General features: G+C 68.0%; 26 protein-coding genes. 25 read left to right on the forward strand and 1 reads right to left on the reverse strand.

The window, feature by feature from the left end; translation table 11 throughout:
- The first annotated feature begins 16 nt into the window (after positions 1-16).
- From F9C11_RS20465 to F9C11_RS20475, 3 genes are read left to right on the forward strand one after another with little or no spacing between them, the layout of a single operon-like run.
- On the forward strand, positions 17-553 hold the full coding sequence (locus F9C11_RS20465) for a hypothetical protein (RefSeq protein WP_409186470.1): 537 nt from the start codon (positions 17-19) through the stop codon (positions 551-553).
- Positions 553-1,095, forward strand: coding sequence for a DUF6221 family protein (locus tag F9C11_RS20470; protein ID WP_409186471.1), 543 nt, complete (start codon positions 553-555; stop codon positions 1,093-1,095). The genes F9C11_RS20465 and F9C11_RS20470 overlap by 1 nt, the downstream gene beginning before the upstream one ends.
- 54 nt (positions 1,096-1,149) lie before the next feature.
- On the forward strand, positions 1,150-1,521 hold the full coding sequence (locus F9C11_RS20475; RefSeq protein ID WP_409186472.1) for a hypothetical protein: 372 nt from the start codon (positions 1,150-1,152) through the stop codon (positions 1,519-1,521).
- 3 nt (positions 1,522-1,524) lie between these two features.
- On the opposite strand, the gene F9C11_RS20480 is transcribed toward F9C11_RS20475, so the two are convergent.
- Positions 1,525-2,124, reverse strand: coding sequence for a GNAT family N-acetyltransferase (locus tag F9C11_RS20480; protein WP_409186473.1), 600 nt, complete (start codon positions 2,122-2,124; stop codon positions 1,525-1,527).
- 177 nt (positions 2,125-2,301) lie between these two features.
- Between F9C11_RS20480 and F9C11_RS20485 the strand changes: the two genes are divergently transcribed.
- The 22 genes from F9C11_RS20485 to F9C11_RS20590 all read left to right on the forward strand — a co-directional run bounded on the left by F9C11_RS20485 (position 2,302) and on the right by F9C11_RS20590 (position 16,447).
- Positions 2,302-2,697, forward strand: coding sequence for a hypothetical protein (locus tag F9C11_RS20485; protein WP_409186474.1), 396 nt, complete (start codon positions 2,302-2,304; stop codon positions 2,695-2,697).
- Positions 2,698-2,699: 2 nt separating this feature from the next.
- Complete coding sequence (locus F9C11_RS20490) at positions 2,700-3,248, forward strand: hypothetical protein (RefSeq protein ID WP_409186475.1); 549 nt, start codon at positions 2,700-2,702, stop codon at positions 3,246-3,248.
- A gap of 380 nt (positions 3,249-3,628) precedes the next feature.
- Positions 3,629-3,880 carry a hypothetical protein gene (locus F9C11_RS20495; RefSeq protein WP_409186476.1) on the forward strand — a complete coding sequence of 84 codons (252 nt, stop codon included), beginning with the start codon at positions 3,629-3,631 and terminating at the stop codon, positions 3,878-3,880.
- A 407-nt stretch (positions 3,881-4,287) separates the two neighbouring features.
- Positions 4,288-4,539: a hypothetical protein gene (locus F9C11_RS20500; protein ID WP_409186477.1), complete on the forward strand. Its 252-nt coding sequence runs from the start codon at positions 4,288-4,290 to the stop codon at positions 4,537-4,539.
- A gap of 323 nt (positions 4,540-4,862) precedes the next feature.
- A complete protein-coding gene (locus tag F9C11_RS20505) occupies positions 4,863-5,282 on the forward strand; it encodes a hypothetical protein (RefSeq protein WP_409186478.1) in 420 nt (139 codons plus the stop codon).
- 26 nt (positions 5,283-5,308) lie between these two features.
- Positions 5,309-5,791 (forward strand): phage terminase small subunit P27 family, encoded by a 483-nt coding sequence (locus F9C11_RS20510; protein ID WP_409186479.1) that lies wholly within the window; start codon positions 5,309-5,311, stop codon positions 5,789-5,791.
- Positions 5,763-7,565, forward strand: a complete 1,803-nt coding sequence (locus F9C11_RS20515) for a terminase large subunit (protein WP_409186480.1) — start codon at positions 5,763-5,765, stop codon at positions 7,563-7,565. Before F9C11_RS20510 ends, F9C11_RS20515 begins: the two co-directional genes overlap by 29 nt.
- On the forward strand, positions 7,562-9,034 hold the full coding sequence (locus F9C11_RS20520; protein ID WP_409186481.1) for a phage portal protein: 1,473 nt from the start codon (positions 7,562-7,564) through the stop codon (positions 9,032-9,034). The genes F9C11_RS20515 and F9C11_RS20520 overlap by 4 nt, the downstream gene beginning before the upstream one ends.
- Positions 9,012-10,040 carry a hypothetical protein gene (locus F9C11_RS20525; RefSeq protein WP_409186482.1) on the forward strand — a complete coding sequence of 343 codons (1,029 nt, stop codon included), beginning with the start codon at positions 9,012-9,014 and terminating at the stop codon, positions 10,038-10,040. Before F9C11_RS20520 ends, F9C11_RS20525 begins: the two co-directional genes overlap by 23 nt.
- 66 nt (positions 10,041-10,106) lie before the next feature.
- Positions 10,107-10,853, forward strand: a complete 747-nt coding sequence (locus F9C11_RS20530) for a hypothetical protein (RefSeq protein WP_409186483.1) — start codon at positions 10,107-10,109, stop codon at positions 10,851-10,853.
- Positions 10,854-10,869: 16 nt separating this feature from the next.
- Complete coding sequence (locus F9C11_RS20535) at positions 10,870-11,274, forward strand: head decoration protein (protein WP_409186484.1); 405 nt, start codon at positions 10,870-10,872, stop codon at positions 11,272-11,274.
- A gap of 14 nt (positions 11,275-11,288) precedes the next feature.
- Positions 11,289-12,311 carry a major capsid protein gene (locus tag F9C11_RS20540; protein WP_409186485.1) on the forward strand — a complete coding sequence of 341 codons (1,023 nt, stop codon included), beginning with the start codon at positions 11,289-11,291 and terminating at the stop codon, positions 12,309-12,311.
- A gap of 12 nt (positions 12,312-12,323) precedes the next feature.
- Complete coding sequence (locus tag F9C11_RS20545; protein ID WP_409186486.1) at positions 12,324-12,677, forward strand: hypothetical protein; 354 nt, start codon at positions 12,324-12,326, stop codon at positions 12,675-12,677.
- A 3-nt stretch (positions 12,678-12,680) separates the two neighbouring features.
- Positions 12,681-13,079, forward strand: coding sequence for a Gp19/Gp15/Gp42 family protein (locus tag F9C11_RS20550; RefSeq protein WP_409186487.1), 399 nt, complete (start codon positions 12,681-12,683; stop codon positions 13,077-13,079).
- Between the two features lie 10 nt (positions 13,080-13,089).
- A complete protein-coding gene (locus tag F9C11_RS20555) occupies positions 13,090-13,386 on the forward strand; it encodes a hypothetical protein (RefSeq protein ID WP_409186488.1) in 297 nt (98 codons plus the stop codon).
- Positions 13,361-13,654, forward strand: a complete 294-nt coding sequence (locus F9C11_RS20560; RefSeq protein ID WP_409186489.1) for a hypothetical protein — start codon at positions 13,361-13,363, stop codon at positions 13,652-13,654. The genes F9C11_RS20555 and F9C11_RS20560 overlap by 26 nt, the downstream gene beginning before the upstream one ends.
- Positions 13,655-13,667: 13 nt before the next feature.
- Positions 13,668-13,994 (forward strand): hypothetical protein, encoded by a 327-nt coding sequence (locus tag F9C11_RS20565; RefSeq protein WP_409186490.1) that lies wholly within the window; start codon positions 13,668-13,670, stop codon positions 13,992-13,994.
- A gap of 2 nt (positions 13,995-13,996) precedes the next feature.
- Positions 13,997-14,308 (forward strand): HK97 gp10 family phage protein, encoded by a 312-nt coding sequence (locus F9C11_RS20570; RefSeq protein WP_409186491.1) that lies wholly within the window; start codon positions 13,997-13,999, stop codon positions 14,306-14,308.
- 2 nt (positions 14,309-14,310) lie between these two features.
- Positions 14,311-14,745 carry a hypothetical protein gene (locus F9C11_RS20575; RefSeq protein ID WP_409186492.1) on the forward strand — a complete coding sequence of 145 codons (435 nt, stop codon included), beginning with the start codon at positions 14,311-14,313 and terminating at the stop codon, positions 14,743-14,745.
- 138 nt (positions 14,746-14,883) lie between these two features.
- Positions 14,884-15,441, forward strand: a complete 558-nt coding sequence (locus tag F9C11_RS20580; protein WP_409186493.1) for a hypothetical protein — start codon at positions 14,884-14,886, stop codon at positions 15,439-15,441.
- A gap of 14 nt (positions 15,442-15,455) precedes the next feature.
- On the forward strand, positions 15,456-15,944 hold the full coding sequence (locus F9C11_RS20585) for a hypothetical protein (protein WP_409186494.1): 489 nt from the start codon (positions 15,456-15,458) through the stop codon (positions 15,942-15,944).
- A gap of 86 nt (positions 15,945-16,030) precedes the next feature.
- The gene (locus F9C11_RS20590; protein ID WP_409186495.1) at positions 16,031-16,447 is read left to right on the forward strand and encodes a hypothetical protein; all 417 of its coding nucleotides are present in this window, start codon (positions 16,031-16,033) and stop codon (positions 16,445-16,447) included.
- The last annotated feature ends 5 nt before the right edge of the window (positions 16,448-16,452 follow it).

A 16,452-nucleotide genomic window follows, 5' to 3' on the forward strand; every position in this document is an offset into this window, starting at 1 on the left:
GCAAGGAGCCCCAGACGTGACTGATGAATCGAGCGTGAACGACTACTCGAAGTGGGTCACCGACGGCCAGCGGGTCGAGGCCCGCTACGCCACCGGCAGCGGTGTCCACGCCACTGGCTACGTGTATGCCTACGCCGACCGGCCGACTGTCCACATCGTCCAGCCGGACGGCGGCGAACTGAGCTGGATCGCGGACCTGTGCGTCCCGGTCGACGGAGGATCGAACGACGCCCGCAACGCCGCACTCGCGAAGCGCGGCACCGGCGGCACAGTGTCGGTCGCGGCGAGCCAGCTCGAGCAGGAGGTCGCGTATTGGCGGGGCCGGGCCGAAGCCGCCGAGAAACGGCTCAAGGACGCCTCCGAGTTCTTTCCGGACAACCCGCCGGAGCCGCCCGTCGGCACGCAGTACCTCCATCGTGATGGCACGATCGCTTGGGAGCGCCGCGAGGACGGATGGCACTGCGGGCGCACTGGCTGCCGGAACTGCCCGGCTGAGTGGATCGAGGCGCTGGACTTCGGCATCATCGGACTTTCAGAGAGGAAGCTTCCCTGATGGATGACCTGATCGCGTTCCTCCGCGCCCGCGTCACCGACGAGCAGGCCGAGATCGAACCGCACCTGGAGAACCCGTATGCCGGGCTCAGCGACGACGAGCTGCACCAGCGGAATGCGCACCCGGCCTACGAATACAAGACCCTGGAGGGCCAGCGGAAGGCGTGGCGCGAGGTCGACGACCCGCCGGAGGGCGGGGGCTGGGAGCTGAACACGACCAGCGTCGACCTGGATGCGTTCGAGCGGTTCGACTACACCGAGGAACGCTACTGGCGCCGCCTGCGCCCGGACGGCACCCGTCGCGAGTGGACCCCGCCGGGGATGTGGCGTCGTCGCGCAGCCGAGATCGACGCCAAACGACGGATCATCGACCTGCACTCGCCCGACAGCGACTATCTCCCGGACTGCAAGACGTGCTCGTGCGCAGGCGCGCTCGCGGGGACGGACTGCATCAACACCGTCAAGTGGCCGTGCCCGACACTGCTCCTGCTGGCCCTGCCGTACGCCGATCACCCGGACTACCGCGAGGAGTGGCGGCCGTAGGTTCACACCTTGAGTCGATGCATGTCCACCGGGACGACTGGCAGGCTCAGCCCGGTGGACGATCAAAACGACGCGGCACGCCGAGCGCTCTCCGACGCTGTATTCCGACAAGGACTCACGCTCCCCAGCAACCGCAGCGTGACCAGCCCTGACGGCCAAGGTGAGCCACCAGAATCGGACCACCCCGACGACGATCTCGCCGCAGCCGCCCGCTTCACCATCGACCGCATCAACGAAGCCAGACGCACCGCATCCGTCCCCGAAGGAATCCGGGACCTCGACGGCCGCCGCGAACTCATCGAAGTGTGGCGAGCCAACCGCTGGCACCACGACCAACCCGACCCGCTCTACACCCGGCTCCCGTTCCTCCTCGCCCGAGCATGGTGCACCCATCCTGAGTACAACCGGGACTGGAACTACCGGTAGCGGCTACGCATCCCTGGCGCTCGCGTCCAGCATGTGCCCGCAATACTGCGGCTCGCCCAGCCGAATCGGCACGTCGGTTCGCAACGCAGCCCAGAACGCCCGCGCCCGCGGCGTGCGATCCAGCACCGTCGTCGACCACCCATAGCCCGGCCCGCGCGACAACGCCGCCGCCACGAGCAGCGACCCCACGCCCCGCCGACGACAGTCCTCATCGACCCGCACCTGCTCGATCACGCCGAGCCGGTCCACCGCGCACAGCTGAACGTCCACATCGCCGACCGGTTCGCCGCGCACCTCGAGCGCGATCTGCCCGACGCCGGCCGCGGTCGACGGCGGGCGCGCCACCAATCGCAGCCGTGACCGGCCGTTCCCGACCTGCTCGTGCGCGAGCGTGAGATCGACTTCGAGCCAGCTCGTGCGCGGCAGGTGCAGGTCCGAGCAGACGTTGCACGAATGGTGGTGCTCCCACAGGTTCGGGTTGAACGACGCGTTCCGGCCCGCGATGTCGAGCCGGTGCCCATTCAGACAGCACTCGTGCCGCAACGCTGGGCGTATGGGCAGGTCAAGGCGCGATACAGGTGGGGCGTCGGACTGGTCGTGCACGATCGGAGTATGCCCCACAGCTTGCCCGGAGTCGAACACATGTTCTACGGTCGGGTGAGTCGGGCCCGCTCCACCCCGAGGCGGGCCCGACACCCCATCACAATCCGGACACCCCGGTAACAGCCATAGGCGCGGGTGCGACTCAACCCCCAGACTCAGTCGAGGGGGAACCCCGCCATGACACAAGCCGCAGGCAGACCCGCACTCACCAAACCCGCCATCGCGCTCATCGCCGTCGTCGTCCTCGCCGCGGTCGCCGGCGTCATCTGGCTCGTCCGCGCGAACAGCGACCCCGCGCCCACTGACTACCAGGTCACCGTCCGCGGCAACATCTCCGCCAACTGGAACGACAGCGGAACCGGCGCGGGCAGCATCGACGTCAGCACGGGTGCCGCGACGCAAACCATCCACGCCGGCAGCTTCACTCTGACCGTCGAGTCGACGCTGCCGAACGGCGCGTCGTGCGTGGTAAAGGACGCCTCCGGGAAGGTCGTCGCCGAAGACGGCGCGCTGCCCGCAGCCGGGACGAGCGGGCTCTCGGCCAGCAGCACGGCTACCTGCAGCGTGCGCTAGCCGTGGCCTACGAAGCGGGCGACGAAGTCCTCCTCGAGCTTGGCCGGTTCACCTGGGATGCGATGCATCTCGAGGACGCTGTGATCCAGCTCAGCATGGTGATCACGATGAACCTGGAGCCGGGGTTGCTGGTGAGCCAGTACGTCGAGAGGGCGCGGGCTGAGCTGGATCGCTGGCCGACGAGCGAGGCACGTGCTGAGGTTCTGGCGTGGCTCAACGACGCGATGACGGCGCTCGACGAGGAGCGGAACGAAGTTCTGCATGCGCGTCCGGAGGTGCTGTTCGACCCGCGGTCCGGCGAGTGGAGTCGTGCGCTCGGCGTCACGCCTCGGCGGGCGACGAAGAAGCGGGCCGCACGGGGGTATCAGCGGCGTCCGCTCGAGGTGGAGCACCTGCGCGCGGCACGTCACCGGATGGCGTTGTTGGACATGAGGTTCGCTGACATCGACGTCGCGGTGTGGGCCGCGCACCCGAGCCAGTCGGGCTGTGTGGAGGGTTCGCCGTACCCTTTGCCGAACCCTTCCGGGAATCCTTCGAACGGGCGAGCCTGACCACAACATGTTGTGGTGTCGAACCCTTCGCGAACCCTACGCGCAGGGTATGGCGAACCCTTCGCCGAACCCTCTCCCGGCATCACCCGACGGAAGGATTCGGCGAACCCCTAGTGGTAGTGGTAGGGGAAGTGGTTCTGTTCCGTTCCTGAGGTGGTTGAGTTTCTGGGTCGCGCACGCACACACGCCCGCGCGTACACACGCGCACGCGATGCGCCCCACGCCCGACCCGACCTGCGCCCGGCGAAGGATCATCAAACCGGGTGATTGCGCTCGACCAGCGCGAACGCAATGATCAGCCATCATGCGGATCAGTGGGTCGGTCGAGCAGTAGCTCCCACCACCACCGCGACACTCCCGCCCCGAACGGAGTTCGCCCCATGCCCAGCGCCCTGCACGTCCAGCCGCCAGCCTTCCGCGAACCTGTGGCCCTCGGTCCGACCGGCGAGACCGAGACGATGTACCCCGACGCCGCCATGGCCGGCGCGTTCGTCGGCGTGATCGACCACGAGGAGCACGTCGGCATCCATGCCCGCGAACGCGCCGGGCGGCAGGTGCTGATCCTGCTCAGCCCAGACGACGCCCGCCTCCTCGCTGCCGAACTCATCCGCCGCGCCGACCGGGAAGCCTGACCCCCTGGCCGATTCCAGGAACCCCCACCCCCTTCGGAACGGACCCACCCCGTGCCGACATGGACCTGCACACGACCAGGCTGCCCCCAACCATCCGCCACACCCGGACACCGCGGCCCCTGCCAACGCCACACCCAGCAAGACCAACGCCACCGAACACGCACCAGCCCCACCAACCGCGACCGCGACTGGACCGAGATCAACCGCCGACGCGCCGCAGTCAAAGCCCACGTCGCCGAGCACGGCTGGATCTGTCCCGGCTACCGCGTCCCAGCCCACCCAAGCCACGACCTCACCGCCGACCACGTCACCCCCGTCGCACGACGCGGCCCACCCGACGGACCACTCACCGTCCTCTGCCGATCCTGCAACGGACGCAAAGCAGCACGCTGACCGAGGAGCCGACAGTGATCACCACCGACGGACACCTCGCGATGGTCACGATCAACCGCGAGACCGGCGAAGCCAACACGATCACCTACCGCGTGACCGGCTACACGCCCAGCTGCGACGACCAGGGCGACGACATCCTGCACGCGGTCGACCAGCACGGTGCCGCGTACGAGATCATCACGCGACCAGTCGGCAAGGCCGAGCAGGGCAGGGCACGGGCAGGCACCACCACCAGCGTTGTCGATCATCAGAAGTCGATCACATGAAGATCAAAAAGTGATCAACATGTGCATGATCAACCACCCCGGGGGCAGCCCCCACCCCCCCGGTCAACGCCACATTCGCCCCGGGCAAGGGCGGATCGCGCGCCGACAAAACTCCGGGGCCGTCGTAACCGGCTGACGATCAACGTCGCCGGACGACCATCGAACCACCCCTTGGCTGGCGTGGGTGAGCCCCGCGGCCGGGCAGCTTCTCGGGTTCCACGCGCCCGATGCTCGGCCACCTCGTCATGATCGGGTGCCGGACAGAGCCCGGTACAGCCCTCGGCCCAGGCCAGCGCACTGGCAGGACGCGGAGGGCATCCTCGATGAAGCGCTTCTCGATCGCCACCGATCGGATCGGCCCGCGCTGCTGGTGCTGGGTCGTCGTCCACCCGGACCTCGACCACTTCCGCGCCGCCGCGATCCGCACAGCACCGTGGCACGGGACCGCGTACTGGGACGGCTGCCTGGGCTGCTTCCAGCCCGTCGCCTACCGGGAACGCCACGATGGCGAAGCCTGGGTCGGACGGTGGCCGGCGAATGGCTACGCCGGGATCCTGCGCCTCGCCGAGGGGCATGTCAGTCCGGAGATCGTGGCGCACGAGCTGGTGCACGCCTCCGCGCAGATCTACCGGATGAATGTGGACCGCGACGTCCGGCTCGGCGACGACTGCGGCGAGCGGGAAGAGCAGCTGGCCTACATCTACGGCGAGCTGTTCGCCAGCCTGCCCCGCGACCTCCCTTGACCGCAGACCGCCGGGAGGTGACCGCCGTGGGCACCACTGGCCGCCCGAAGAAGCCGACCCAGCTCGCTGTCCTGCACGGCGACCGCAAGGACCGCATCAACGCCAACACGCCGAAGCCGTCGGAGTTGACCGTCGAGCCGCCGTCGTGGCTCGGCGAGCAGGCCGTCGAGGTCTGGCAGCACCTCGCCCCCGACCTGAAAGCGAAGGGCGTGCTCACCGCCTGGGACTGCGAAGCGTTCGCGGCCTGGTGCGACGCCGTCGTCCGCCGCCGCCACGCCTCGAAGCAGGTGCAGACCCACGGCGAAGTGATCGAGCTGCCGGTGTTCAACAAGAACGGCGAGCAGACCGGCTACCGACTCGGGAAGAACCCGTGGCAGCAGATCCTCGACGCTGCGGACGCCCAGATGCAGAAGTACGCCGCCCGCTTCGGGCTCACCCCGAGCGACAGAGCAGGCCTGTCCATCGGGGAGGCGTCCCACGATGCAGACGACGACCTCCTCACCGGCTGACTACGACCTCGACGCCCGCTGGCGCCCGGACGACGACAGCGGCCCCGTGTGCGGGTACACGTTCCGCGGCAAGCGCTGCCCGAAAAACGGTGCGCACTACTGCGAACCGCGCGCCGACCGCGTCGTCACGTTCTTCGCGCGGATGCTGGTCCACGTCAAAGGACCGCTGAAGCGCACCCCGTTCCTGCTGCTCGACTGGCAGGAATACGAGATCATCCGGCCGCTGTTCGGCGAAGTGCAGTGGTCGAGCGAGTGGAATACCTACGCGCGCCGCTACCGCATCGCCTACATCGTTGTCGCCCGCAAGAACGGCAAGTCCGAGATCGCGGCGGCGATCCAGCTGTACATGCTCGTCGGCGACGACGAAGAATCCGCCGAGATCTACTGCGCGGCCAAGGACACCAAGCAGGCCGGGAAGGTGTTCGAGCCCGCGCTGCGGATGGTTCAGCTGTCGCCGAGGCTTTCCAAGCGGCTCAAGCACATCAAGAACGCGCGCCGGCTTGTCGACGAACTGTCCGGGTCGCACTACGAGATCCTCACCGCGGACGCCGAGGGCGAACTCGGGCACAACCCGCACGCGTTCAACCTCGACGAGGTGTTGTCCCAGCCGGACGGGTCGATGTGGGAAGCGATGACCACGGCGGCCGGCGCGCGGTTGCAGGAACTGATGTATGCCACGACGACCGAGACCGACGACGACAGCTCGTTCGGCGCGGACCTGATCGACGAGGCGGAGAAGACGCAGGAGGACCCGAGTCGGGCGCCGCACGTCTTCAGCTTCGTTCGGAAGCTCCCGCACAGCAACGACGACCTCGAGCGGTTGCGCGCGACGTTCCCCGGCCACCCGCACCTCCCGGTCAGCACGGACCCGTTCGACGAGCGGAACTGGAAGTGGCCGAACCCGGCGCTCGACCAGTTCAAGTCGCGGGACGCGCTGCGCCGGCAGGCGTTGGACGCGAAGAACGATCCGGCGAAGGAAAACGGGTTCCGGCAGTTCCAGGTGAACCAAAGGGTCGCGCAGAAGTTCCGCTGGATGCCGATGCACCAGTACCGCGCGTGTGGCGGCGACGCCAACGACATCTGGCTCCGGCCGGACTACCACCGCGACCGGCTCGTCGGTAAACCGGCGTGGGCGGGGTTCGACCTCGCGGCCCGTTCGGACCTGACCGCGTGGTGCACGCTGATCCCCGAAGGCCGATGGATCCACGCGCTGTGGCGGTTCTGGCTCCCGGAATCCGCGCTGAAGGAGCTGGACAAGAAGAACGACGACAAGTTTTCGCGCTGGGTCAAAGAGGGTTGGATCGTCGCGACTCCAGGCCCGGTCGTCGACTACGAGCAGATCTACGGCGACGTCCTCGAGGACGCGAACGACTTCGACCTGCAGGCCGCGGACTGTGACGTGTGGTCGTCGGCGCCGGTGATCCAGCGGATCGAGCAGGACACCGGGCTGTGGGAGATAGAGGCGTACAAGAACGACTTCCAGTCGATGACGCTCGGGATGAACGAGCTGATGGCGCTGGTGAAGACGGACCGGTTCCTGCACCACGGGAACCCGGTCGCGGAGTTCTGCTTCGACTCCGTCGAGGTGCGAAAAGCACCGTATAACCCGGATCTGATCCGGCCGGACAAGCCGGAGCGCGGCAAGGTCGGGAAACGAATTGACGGCGTGCCCGCCGCGGCGATGGCGTGCAACGCGATGCTCCGCAAACCGCTCGTGGACGAAGAGCCGCAGAAGGCCCAGATCGTGGTGTCGAGCCGAGGGAGGACCGCGTGAAGCTCTCCGACCTCACCCCGAAGCAGTGGTACGACCGGCTCGCCGCGAAGACCAGCCACCAGTGGGAAAAGGCAATCGACTGGTGGAAGTACATGGATCTCGAGCAGCCGCTCATCTACGTGGCGCGGATCCTCGCCGAGCAGGACGACCGGTTCCCGCCGCTGCTGCTTCCGTGGCCGGAGCTGGTCGTCGAGACCGTGGTCGAGCGGATGAAGCTCGAGGATTTTCTGCTCACCAACGAGGAATCGGTTGACGACCTCGGAAAGTGGTGGGCGGCGAACGACATGCCGACGCAGTCGCCGGAGGCGTGGGAAGCGGCGAGCACCGGCGGCGAGCATTTCTTCATGGTCGGGCCGGACGGTCCCGGCGGGATGCCGATGCTGACGACTGAGTACGCCGACCAGGTCGCGGTGGAGCTGGATCCGCGGACCAGGCAGCCGATCGCCGGTCTGAAGCTTTGGCACGAGGAACAGAGCGATAGCTCGCGGGTGCTCTACGGAGCGCTGTATCTGCCGGGGTGGCCGGGCGCCACCGATCGCCGATTCGGCCGCGGCATGGTTTACGAGTTCGTGAACGGCGAAGTGGAGTCGTCGAGAAAACTCGAAGAGTGGTCGGCGACGATCGCGAACGACATGAGCCTGCCGTCGGTGCCGTTCGTTCCGATTCTCACGAAGCCCCGTCGCGGCGAAGGACGATCTGACCTGTTCGCGTTGAAACCGCTCGTGGACGCCGCGAACCAGTTCGCGACCAACATGATGGCCGCCGGCGAGCACCACGCGGTCAGTCGGAAATACGCGGTAGGTGTGTCGGCGAAGGACTTTGTCGACGAGAACGGCCAGCAGGTCCCGCTGTGGAAGGTCGCCATGGGCGACGTCTGGGCGGTTCCTCATCCGAAGCGCGACAACCGGAACGACAACCCGTTGCCGGTGCAGATCGGCCAGTTCTCCGCGTCGGACCTGCGGAACTTCCACGAGAGCCTGAAAGTGCTCGCGCAGTTCACGGCGTCGAAGTACGGGATGCCGCCAGCAATGATGGGCTACAGCTCAGACAATCCGCCGAGCGCAGAGTCGATCATGTATTCGCTGGAGCGGCTGATCCTGCGCACCGAGGCGCACCACACTTGGTACGGCGGTTCTGCCCGCCGCGCGGCGCAGATTTCCTGGGCGATCATGGGTAACGAGCCGCAGGCGATCGCGGGGATGACGCCGAAGTGGAAGTCCGCGGCGATGCCGACGATTGCGTCCGCGATGGACGCGGCAGTGAAGGGCGTGCAGGGCGGGATTTTCGATGCCGAAGAAGCGTGGGACATCCTCAGTTTCTCGCCCCAGCGGCAGAAGCGTCTCCGCGAACGCATGGGCCTGAACCGGACCACGTTCGTCCAGAGCGCGGACGACCTCCGCAACCTCGACGTCGGCGGCGGTGCTGGCGTGAACCCGGCGGTGCCCAGTGCTCCCGTCCCCGCTTTCTGACCTCGCGAACCGGTACGGGGCGGTCACCGACAACGCCACCCGTGACGCACTCGCAGCGCTGGCCGACGCGACTCGCAGCACGACGTCTCCCGAAGCGTGGCGTGACGCCATCGCGAACATCGCGCCGCGGCTGCTGCAACTTCAGACCGACGTGGCCGGGGTCGCGGACGCCTACGTCGCCAAAGCGCTGCAAGTCCAAGGCGTGGGGCCTGCCGCGGGCGCCGTCGAGGTGAACGCGGCAGGGTTCGCCGACCTCACCGACGGCGGCGGCTCGTGGATGCGGAACCTGATCTACGCGCCGATCTCGACACGAGCAGCGAACCGCAGCCTCGGTGTCGTCGAGGCGCAGCGGCGTGCGCAACTGGTCGCGACGTCGATCGTCCTATCCGGCATCCGCGACACGGGCCGGGCCGCGATCGGCACCGCGATGTGGTCGCAAGGCGCACTCCACTACGTGCGCGTGCTGAACGGCGTCACCTGCGCCCGGTGCGCGGTCCTCGCCGGCCGCCGCTACCGGGTGTCGGCGTTCCAGCGCCACCCGCGATGCGACTGTCGCATGGTGCCCGCCGCCGAGGAACCGGCGAAGAACTGGACGGTCGACCCGAAGGACTACTTCCGGTCGCTGTCCACACAGGACCAGGACAGGGTGTTCACCGCCGCGGGCGCACAAGCGATCCGCGACGGCGCGGATATCTCGCAGGTCGTCAACGTCCGCGAGGGCGTCACCAACGGCATGGCCTACGGCCGCGAAGTCCAGGTCAGCACCGTCGGCACGACGCGCCGAGCCGTGTTCGGCGGTTACGAAGTCCTCGAGGACGGCCGGTTCCGGAAGCGAGCGGACAGCGAGCTCCGCCGCACAGTCCGGACCGGCGACCGCGGCAGCCGCTACTGGCGGACTAAAGCTCCCCGGCTGATGCCGGACGAGATCTACCGCCTGGCCGACGAATTCGGCTGGGACCGGGCGGAAGTGCTGCGCCAGCTGCGGCGCTTCGCCTACCTGCTCTGACACGCGACGTGCAGGGCGCATCCTCGACGCGCGACGCGCGAGGACGACCCATCGGAGGACCGCGCGATGCGCACGAACACCCTGCCCACCCACCCGAGCATCGTCGACCCGCGGACGGGCGATCCGCTGCGCGCTGTCGGCATCGTCGGAGGCCGTCCTGTGTGGCCGGTCATGGGTGCGTCCGACCCGATCCCCGGCGGCAGCCAACCGGCTGCTCCGTCGGCGGCGCCACCCGCGACGGGGACGCCCACGCCGCCCGCACCCGCCCCGCCCGCCGCCGGAACCCCGGCACCAGGCACGCCGCCCGCCGGCCCGCCGACGACACCGCCCGCGGCGACCGGAGGCGCGACGCCTCCGGCGAACCCCGCGGATCAGCCGCTTGGCGAAGCTGGGCTGCGCGCGTTGCAGGCCGAACGGGATCGGGTTGCGCAGCTCGAGCGCGATCTCGCCGCGTCGAACCAGAAGGTAGCCGAGTTCGAGCAGGCGGGGATGAACGACCTGCAGAAGGCACAGGCCAAGGTCGCCGAACTGGAGCAGAAGCTCGTGACCGAGAGCACGGAGCGACTCCGGCTCAAGGCCGCGACTGACCACGGGATCCCGGCGACGCACCTGCACCTGCTGACCGCGGCCGACGAGGCCGCCTTGAAGGCACAGGCCGCGTCCGTGCAGGAACTGCTCACGAAGGCCGGTGTCGCCGCGACGGCACCCGCGCCGCTGCCGGGCCAGGGCACGCCCGCGACGCCCGTCACGCCGACGTTGGCGGCCGGTGCGGCGCTCTACAAGTCGCCCTACCAGAACACTCAGAACACCTGATCCCGGAAGGGGAATCATGGACCTCAGCATCAAGACTGAGGCGTTCCAGCAGGACGACCAGTCCTGGCTGGGGTCGGCGCACGGCACCGAATCGACGCGCACGATCACCCTGGACGTCTCGAAGTTCACGGCCGGAACCCACTACCCGAACGGCTACATCCCGTCCGGGACCGCGCTCGGCCTGATCACGGCCAGCAGTAAGTACGGCCCGTACGACGACACGCAGACCGACGGTCGGCAGACCCTCGTCGGGCATCTGTTCACCGGTGTGAAGGTGCCCGCGAGCACGTCGACTCCGGTCGGGGCCGCGCTCTACGAGCACGGCCGCGTCCGCACCGCCAAACTGCCGTTCTCGTCGGGTGCCGGGGCGGTCGACGCCAACGGCAAGGCCGACGTCAAGGGCCAGATCATCTACGTCTGAGAGGGGTGAAATAGATGCTGCTCAACACCGACTACATCACCCCGATCGAGCTGACGGGGTACGTCCGCCAGGCGTTCGCTGATCTGCAGGTCAACCAGTTCACGCTGTCCCGGTACTTGCCGAACAACATCGTCGACGACATCGACTTCCGCGCGGTCCGCGGCGGTGCTGGCCTCGTTGAGGCGGGTGAGTTCCGGTCGTACGACACGGAGTCTCCGATCGGTGCCCGCCAGGGGATCACCCGGATCTCCGGTGAGCTGCCGCCGCTGTCGCGGAAGATCCGGCTCGGCGAGTACGACCGGCTCCGCACCCGGAAGCTGGACACCCGGATCCGGGACTCGATCCTGAACGACGCGCTGACGATGACCCGGTCGCTGTCGGCCCGGATGGAGTTGGCGCGCGCGGCCGCGCTCGTCAACGGCACCGTCACGATCAACGAAAACGGGCTGGCGAACTTCACGGTCGACTTCGGCCGGAAGGGCAGCCACACGGTCACCGCGGCAACGTTGTGGACTGATCCGGCCGCGACGCCGATCACCGATCTGATGTCGTGGAAGAAGACGTTCGTCGCGTCGAACGGCGAGCAGCCGGGCGTCATGGTCACCTCCGACCGGGTGCTCGCGCTGCTGATGCAGAACGGGCAGGTGCGCAACCTGGTCTATCCGGGCGCGAACCAGCCGGCCATCGTGACGCAGGACGCGCTGATGAACGTGCTGCGCGCGTTCGGCCTGCCGCCGATCGAGCTGTACGACGCGCAGGTGTCGGTGAACAACACCGCGCAGCGTGTCATCGCCGATGACAAGGTTCTGCTGCTGCCGTCGCCGGGCGGGTCGTCGCAGCTCGGCGAAACTCAGTGGGGCACCACTGCAGAGTCCCTGGAGCCCGAGTACGGTCTCGCCGGCACCGAGAACGCTCCGGGTGTTGTCGGCGGCGCGTACTCGACGAAGGACCCGGTCGCGGTGTGGACCAAGGCAGCGGCAATCGGCCTGCCGCTGCTGATCAACCCGGACCTGTCGTTCGTCGCGGACGTCGCGTAGGTGGTGGCGAGCATGGGAAACCAGCTGCGCACTTACGTGCACGTGGCCGACGAGGCCGGGCAGATCAGCGTTTTCGGGCCCGGCGACGAGCTGCCCGGCTGGGCGCGCTCGGCGATCACGAACCCGAAGGCGTGGGCCGACTCCGAAGACTCGGCGGAAACGGCCGCATGCGGTGATGGCGGAGGCGGCGAGGACGACCTCGTCGAACCGCCGCGGTCCGGCAAGGGGTCCAGTGTCGAGGCGTGGCGCGACTACGCCGAGAAGCTCGGCTGGTTCGAGGAGATCCCGGCGGACGCGACCCGGGACGACATCGTCAAGGCGGTCGACGAATACCGCGCGGAACACGCGAAGAAGACCGGGGAGTGACGCATGGTGGCCACGTCGTACGCCACGGCCGCTGACGTGGCCACCGTCCTCCTCGTCGACTTCAATGCCGCCGAGACCGCGAAAGCCGAGGCGTTGCTCCGCTACGTCTCCGCGATCATGCGCAAGCGCCTGCGCGGCGTCGGCGCGGACCTCGACGCCGGCATCGCCGACGGTTCGATCGAGCCGGATCTCGCCGAGGGTGTGTGCGTCGATGTCGTCTCGCAAGCCGTCGAGGTGAAGCGAGGCGTCAAGTCGGAGGCGCATCCCGAGTACACGATCGTTTTCCAGGACGCCACCGCCGCGAACCTAGACCTGACCGCCGGCCAGATCGAGCTGCTTACCCCGACCGAGCAGGACGCGAGTCACCAGCGCGGCAAGGCGTTCTCCGTTCATCCCGGATAGGACCAACCGAATGTCCGAAGAACACACCGGCGACATCGTGATCGAGCCGACCACGGTCGAGCTGTACGGCACCGACGGCCGCCAGTACTACACCGCGGCCGGTTCCGTGTTCGCCGAGAACGGCTTGGCCGACGGCACGCTCACCGCGGAACCGCCCGCACAGGGCGACGACGTCCCGGAGTCGTCCGGGCAGGACGAGGAGGCGACCTCGAATGCCCCCGAAGTACCCGCAGCAGGTGACGCTCCGAAATCCGGGAATCGGTCCGGGAACCGTGGATCCGGTGACGGGGGCGGAAGTTCCGCCTGATCCGGTCGACACGGTTTCCCCGGCGCGGCTGTCTCAGAAGAGCGTGGCGGACCTGGGTTCGCAGACGGAGATCGCCGGTCAGCAGACGACGGTGGTGTCCGCGTGGACGGTGCTGGTTCCGCCGGACAAGCCGCTCACCTCGGCCACGATCGTGATCGACGAGTCCGGCCGGCAGTACGCGATTGAGGGCGACGTCGCGCGCCGCCCTAATCACCGCCCGCAATTCCTCGCCGCGTCCGCGCGGCTCGTATCCGACATGCAGCAGTAGGAGGGGTGTGGCGATGGCCGCAACCGCGAAAACCGTGTCCCCGGTGGGTTACAAGTCCGTGCTCACGGACCCGACGCCGACCGCGATGGACAACGTCAACGGCAACTCGTTCGTCAACGGCGGGAAGCTGTGGCTCCGCATCACCGCTCCGGCCGGTGGCGGCACCGTCACCGTGGCGTTCGCTGACAAGGTCGACGGCCAGGCCGTCACGCCGAGGAGCTATACGTTCACCGCGAACCAGGTCGGCGTGATCGGTGGTTGGCCGGTGAACTACTACGGTTCGACGCTGATCGCGACCCCGTCGGCGGCCGGGTTCACCGTCGCCGCGTTCAGCCTGTAGCCATGGCTGCGTCGTTCCGCGTAACGGTCTACCCGGACCAAGCGGTCGCCGAGGCGCGCCGCTTGTCCACTCCGGGACGGGTCGAGATCGCGCACATGGCAGCTGGGGACGCGCAAGCTGCGGCCCCGGTGCTGACCGGCGAATACCGGGACGGCATCGGCGTTGAGGTCTCCGGTGACCAAGTGTCGCTTGTGGACAGAGACAAGGACAGCTTCTACAAGGAATACGGGACGAGCGACACCCCGGCGCACGCGGTGCTCACCAACGCAGCGAAGGCGTACGGCCGCTACACCGGATACCAGCCGCGGAGGTGATCGTGACCGCTCCCGTCCTGCCGCACCTCGCCGGACTGGCCCGCGCTCTGCTGCTCGCTGACTCGGCATTCGCTGCGCTCGTGCCCGGCGGCTTGGCGTCGGCCGCGCCTGCGGACGTCACCAAGCCGTTCGCGGTGATGCTGACGTCCGTCACGCCGATCAACGCGGCCGCCGGTGCATACCGCGGCGACCTCGCGCTCAATGGGTGCGCGTCGATCCGGTTCGCCGGGAAGGAACCGCTCACGGCGGCGTGGGACATCGCTGCCCGCGCGGCCGCGGTGTTCGCGACCGTCCGGAACGCCAGCTACGACCAGGTGCGGTACTCGGCGCGGGTCACGGACGGCCCGATGGAGATGCCGATCGACAAGACCCGCGGTACCGCGATGCCAGTGTTCGGTGTGCAGGTGCGTGCCGAACTGACGATCCACGCCCACTGACCCCCGGCCCGCCGTTGGGGTGGGGCGCCCTGCGCGGCGGGTCGGGCCTTTCTTCGCGAACTGCCCCGGAACCTCTTGCAGGGTGCCCCTTTTCCTTACCCAGACCCCGCGACGTGCGGGACTACAGCAGGAGGACGAATGTCCGACTACGCGAGCCCGAGCGATTCGCGCTTGTGGCTGGACGGCGACGCTTTCCGCGCGCCCGCCGGAACCCCGCTCCCGGCAGACATTTTCGCGACCGCGCTGCCCGGTTGGGATGCGTTCGGCGGCATCAAGGCCGGTTTCAGTCGGGAACCGTCGCAGGACAACACCAACCTCACGATCTGGAACAAGGAAGGCACCTACCGGCAGAAGAAGGGCGTCAAAACCGAGACGATCAAGTTCCGTCCGGTTGACGTCTCGAAGGCCACCGCGCTGACTTTGCTCAACGGCGGGTCGATCGTCGAAACCGCGACTGGATCGGGGATCTGGGAGTGGGTCGAAGGCAAGGACGAGACTTTCGCGCTGATCTTCCGGGTCAAGGATGGCACCGAGTGGAAGGGCTTCTACCTGGAGAAGTCCGAACTCGCGAACAAGCCGCCGGAAACGATGGATGGTGAAGACCTCGAAGGCTGGGACCTGGAGGTCATCGACCTCGTCCCTGACTCCGGCGGCAAGTCCATCCGCAAGTTCACCTCTTCCAACCCGCTCGCCTGAACAGGAGCTGAAGCATGACGCAGGGCGCCCCCCGCAAGACCACCACCACTCGCAAAACCACCGGCCGCACGACGAAGCCCAAGCCGAACCCGCTTGTGCGTGAGTCCGCCGCGGACCAGGAACTTGACCTCAACGACTGGCTCGCGAAGCGTGGCCTGATCGGCACCCGGCGGCTCCGGCTCGACGGAGAACCGTTCGACATCGTCCGCTCGGCAACCGGCGAGCAGCTCGCTGCGTACACCGAGGCACGCGAGCAGGGCGACATTCTCGGCGCAATCGCTGCGCTTCTCGTTGACCCAGATCAGGACGAGGCGTTCAGGGACGCGTTCCGACGGCAGCGCAGCCCGCTGACGGGAGAAGAAGAGAACGCGTTCGTGCTGGCAATGCTGGACTTCGCGCTGTCCGGCGATCCGGAGTACACGCCGAAACACCGCGCTGCCGAAGCAGCAGCAGGCTCAGCCGGTCCCGCTGAGGATGCGGTGGGGGAATCCTCGGCGTCCTGACCGCGGTCGCCGGACCGTGGTGGGACGCCGTCCTCACCGACTTCCACCAGTTCTTCCACCAAGATCTGCGCGCGGCGTGGCGCACGATGCCCGCCGCCGACCTGGCTGCGCTTGTGCGTCGCCTCGTCCGAATCCCCGATTCCGCGCTCGGTGACCTGCTCAGCGACGGCGTGGCCGCGTGGGGCCCGCACGAGGAAAACACCGCGCGGCTGCTCGAAGCGCAGGAGTATGCGCTGCAGTTGACCTGGAACGACCGGACCATAGACCCGGACGATCCGGAACTCCGCAAGGAACGGGCCATCGCGAAAAAGAACGGCCTCAAGCCGCCGCCGTTTCCGATGATCCCGCCGAGCGCGATTCGGCCGCCGAAGCTCGCGCAGGCACGGGTGGACGCGTACATGGCCGAGGTGCAGCGCTACCAGAACCCGCCGAAACCCGAACCTCAAATGATCACGCTCGACGAGTTCGAGCGCGCCAAGGGGATCGTCACCGAACACCAGTAGCCACG

The sequence above is a fragment of the Amycolatopsis sp. VS8301801F10 genome, from assembly GCF_046195355.1.
Lineage (GTDB): Bacteria > Actinomycetota > Actinomycetes > Mycobacteriales > Pseudonocardiaceae > Amycolatopsis.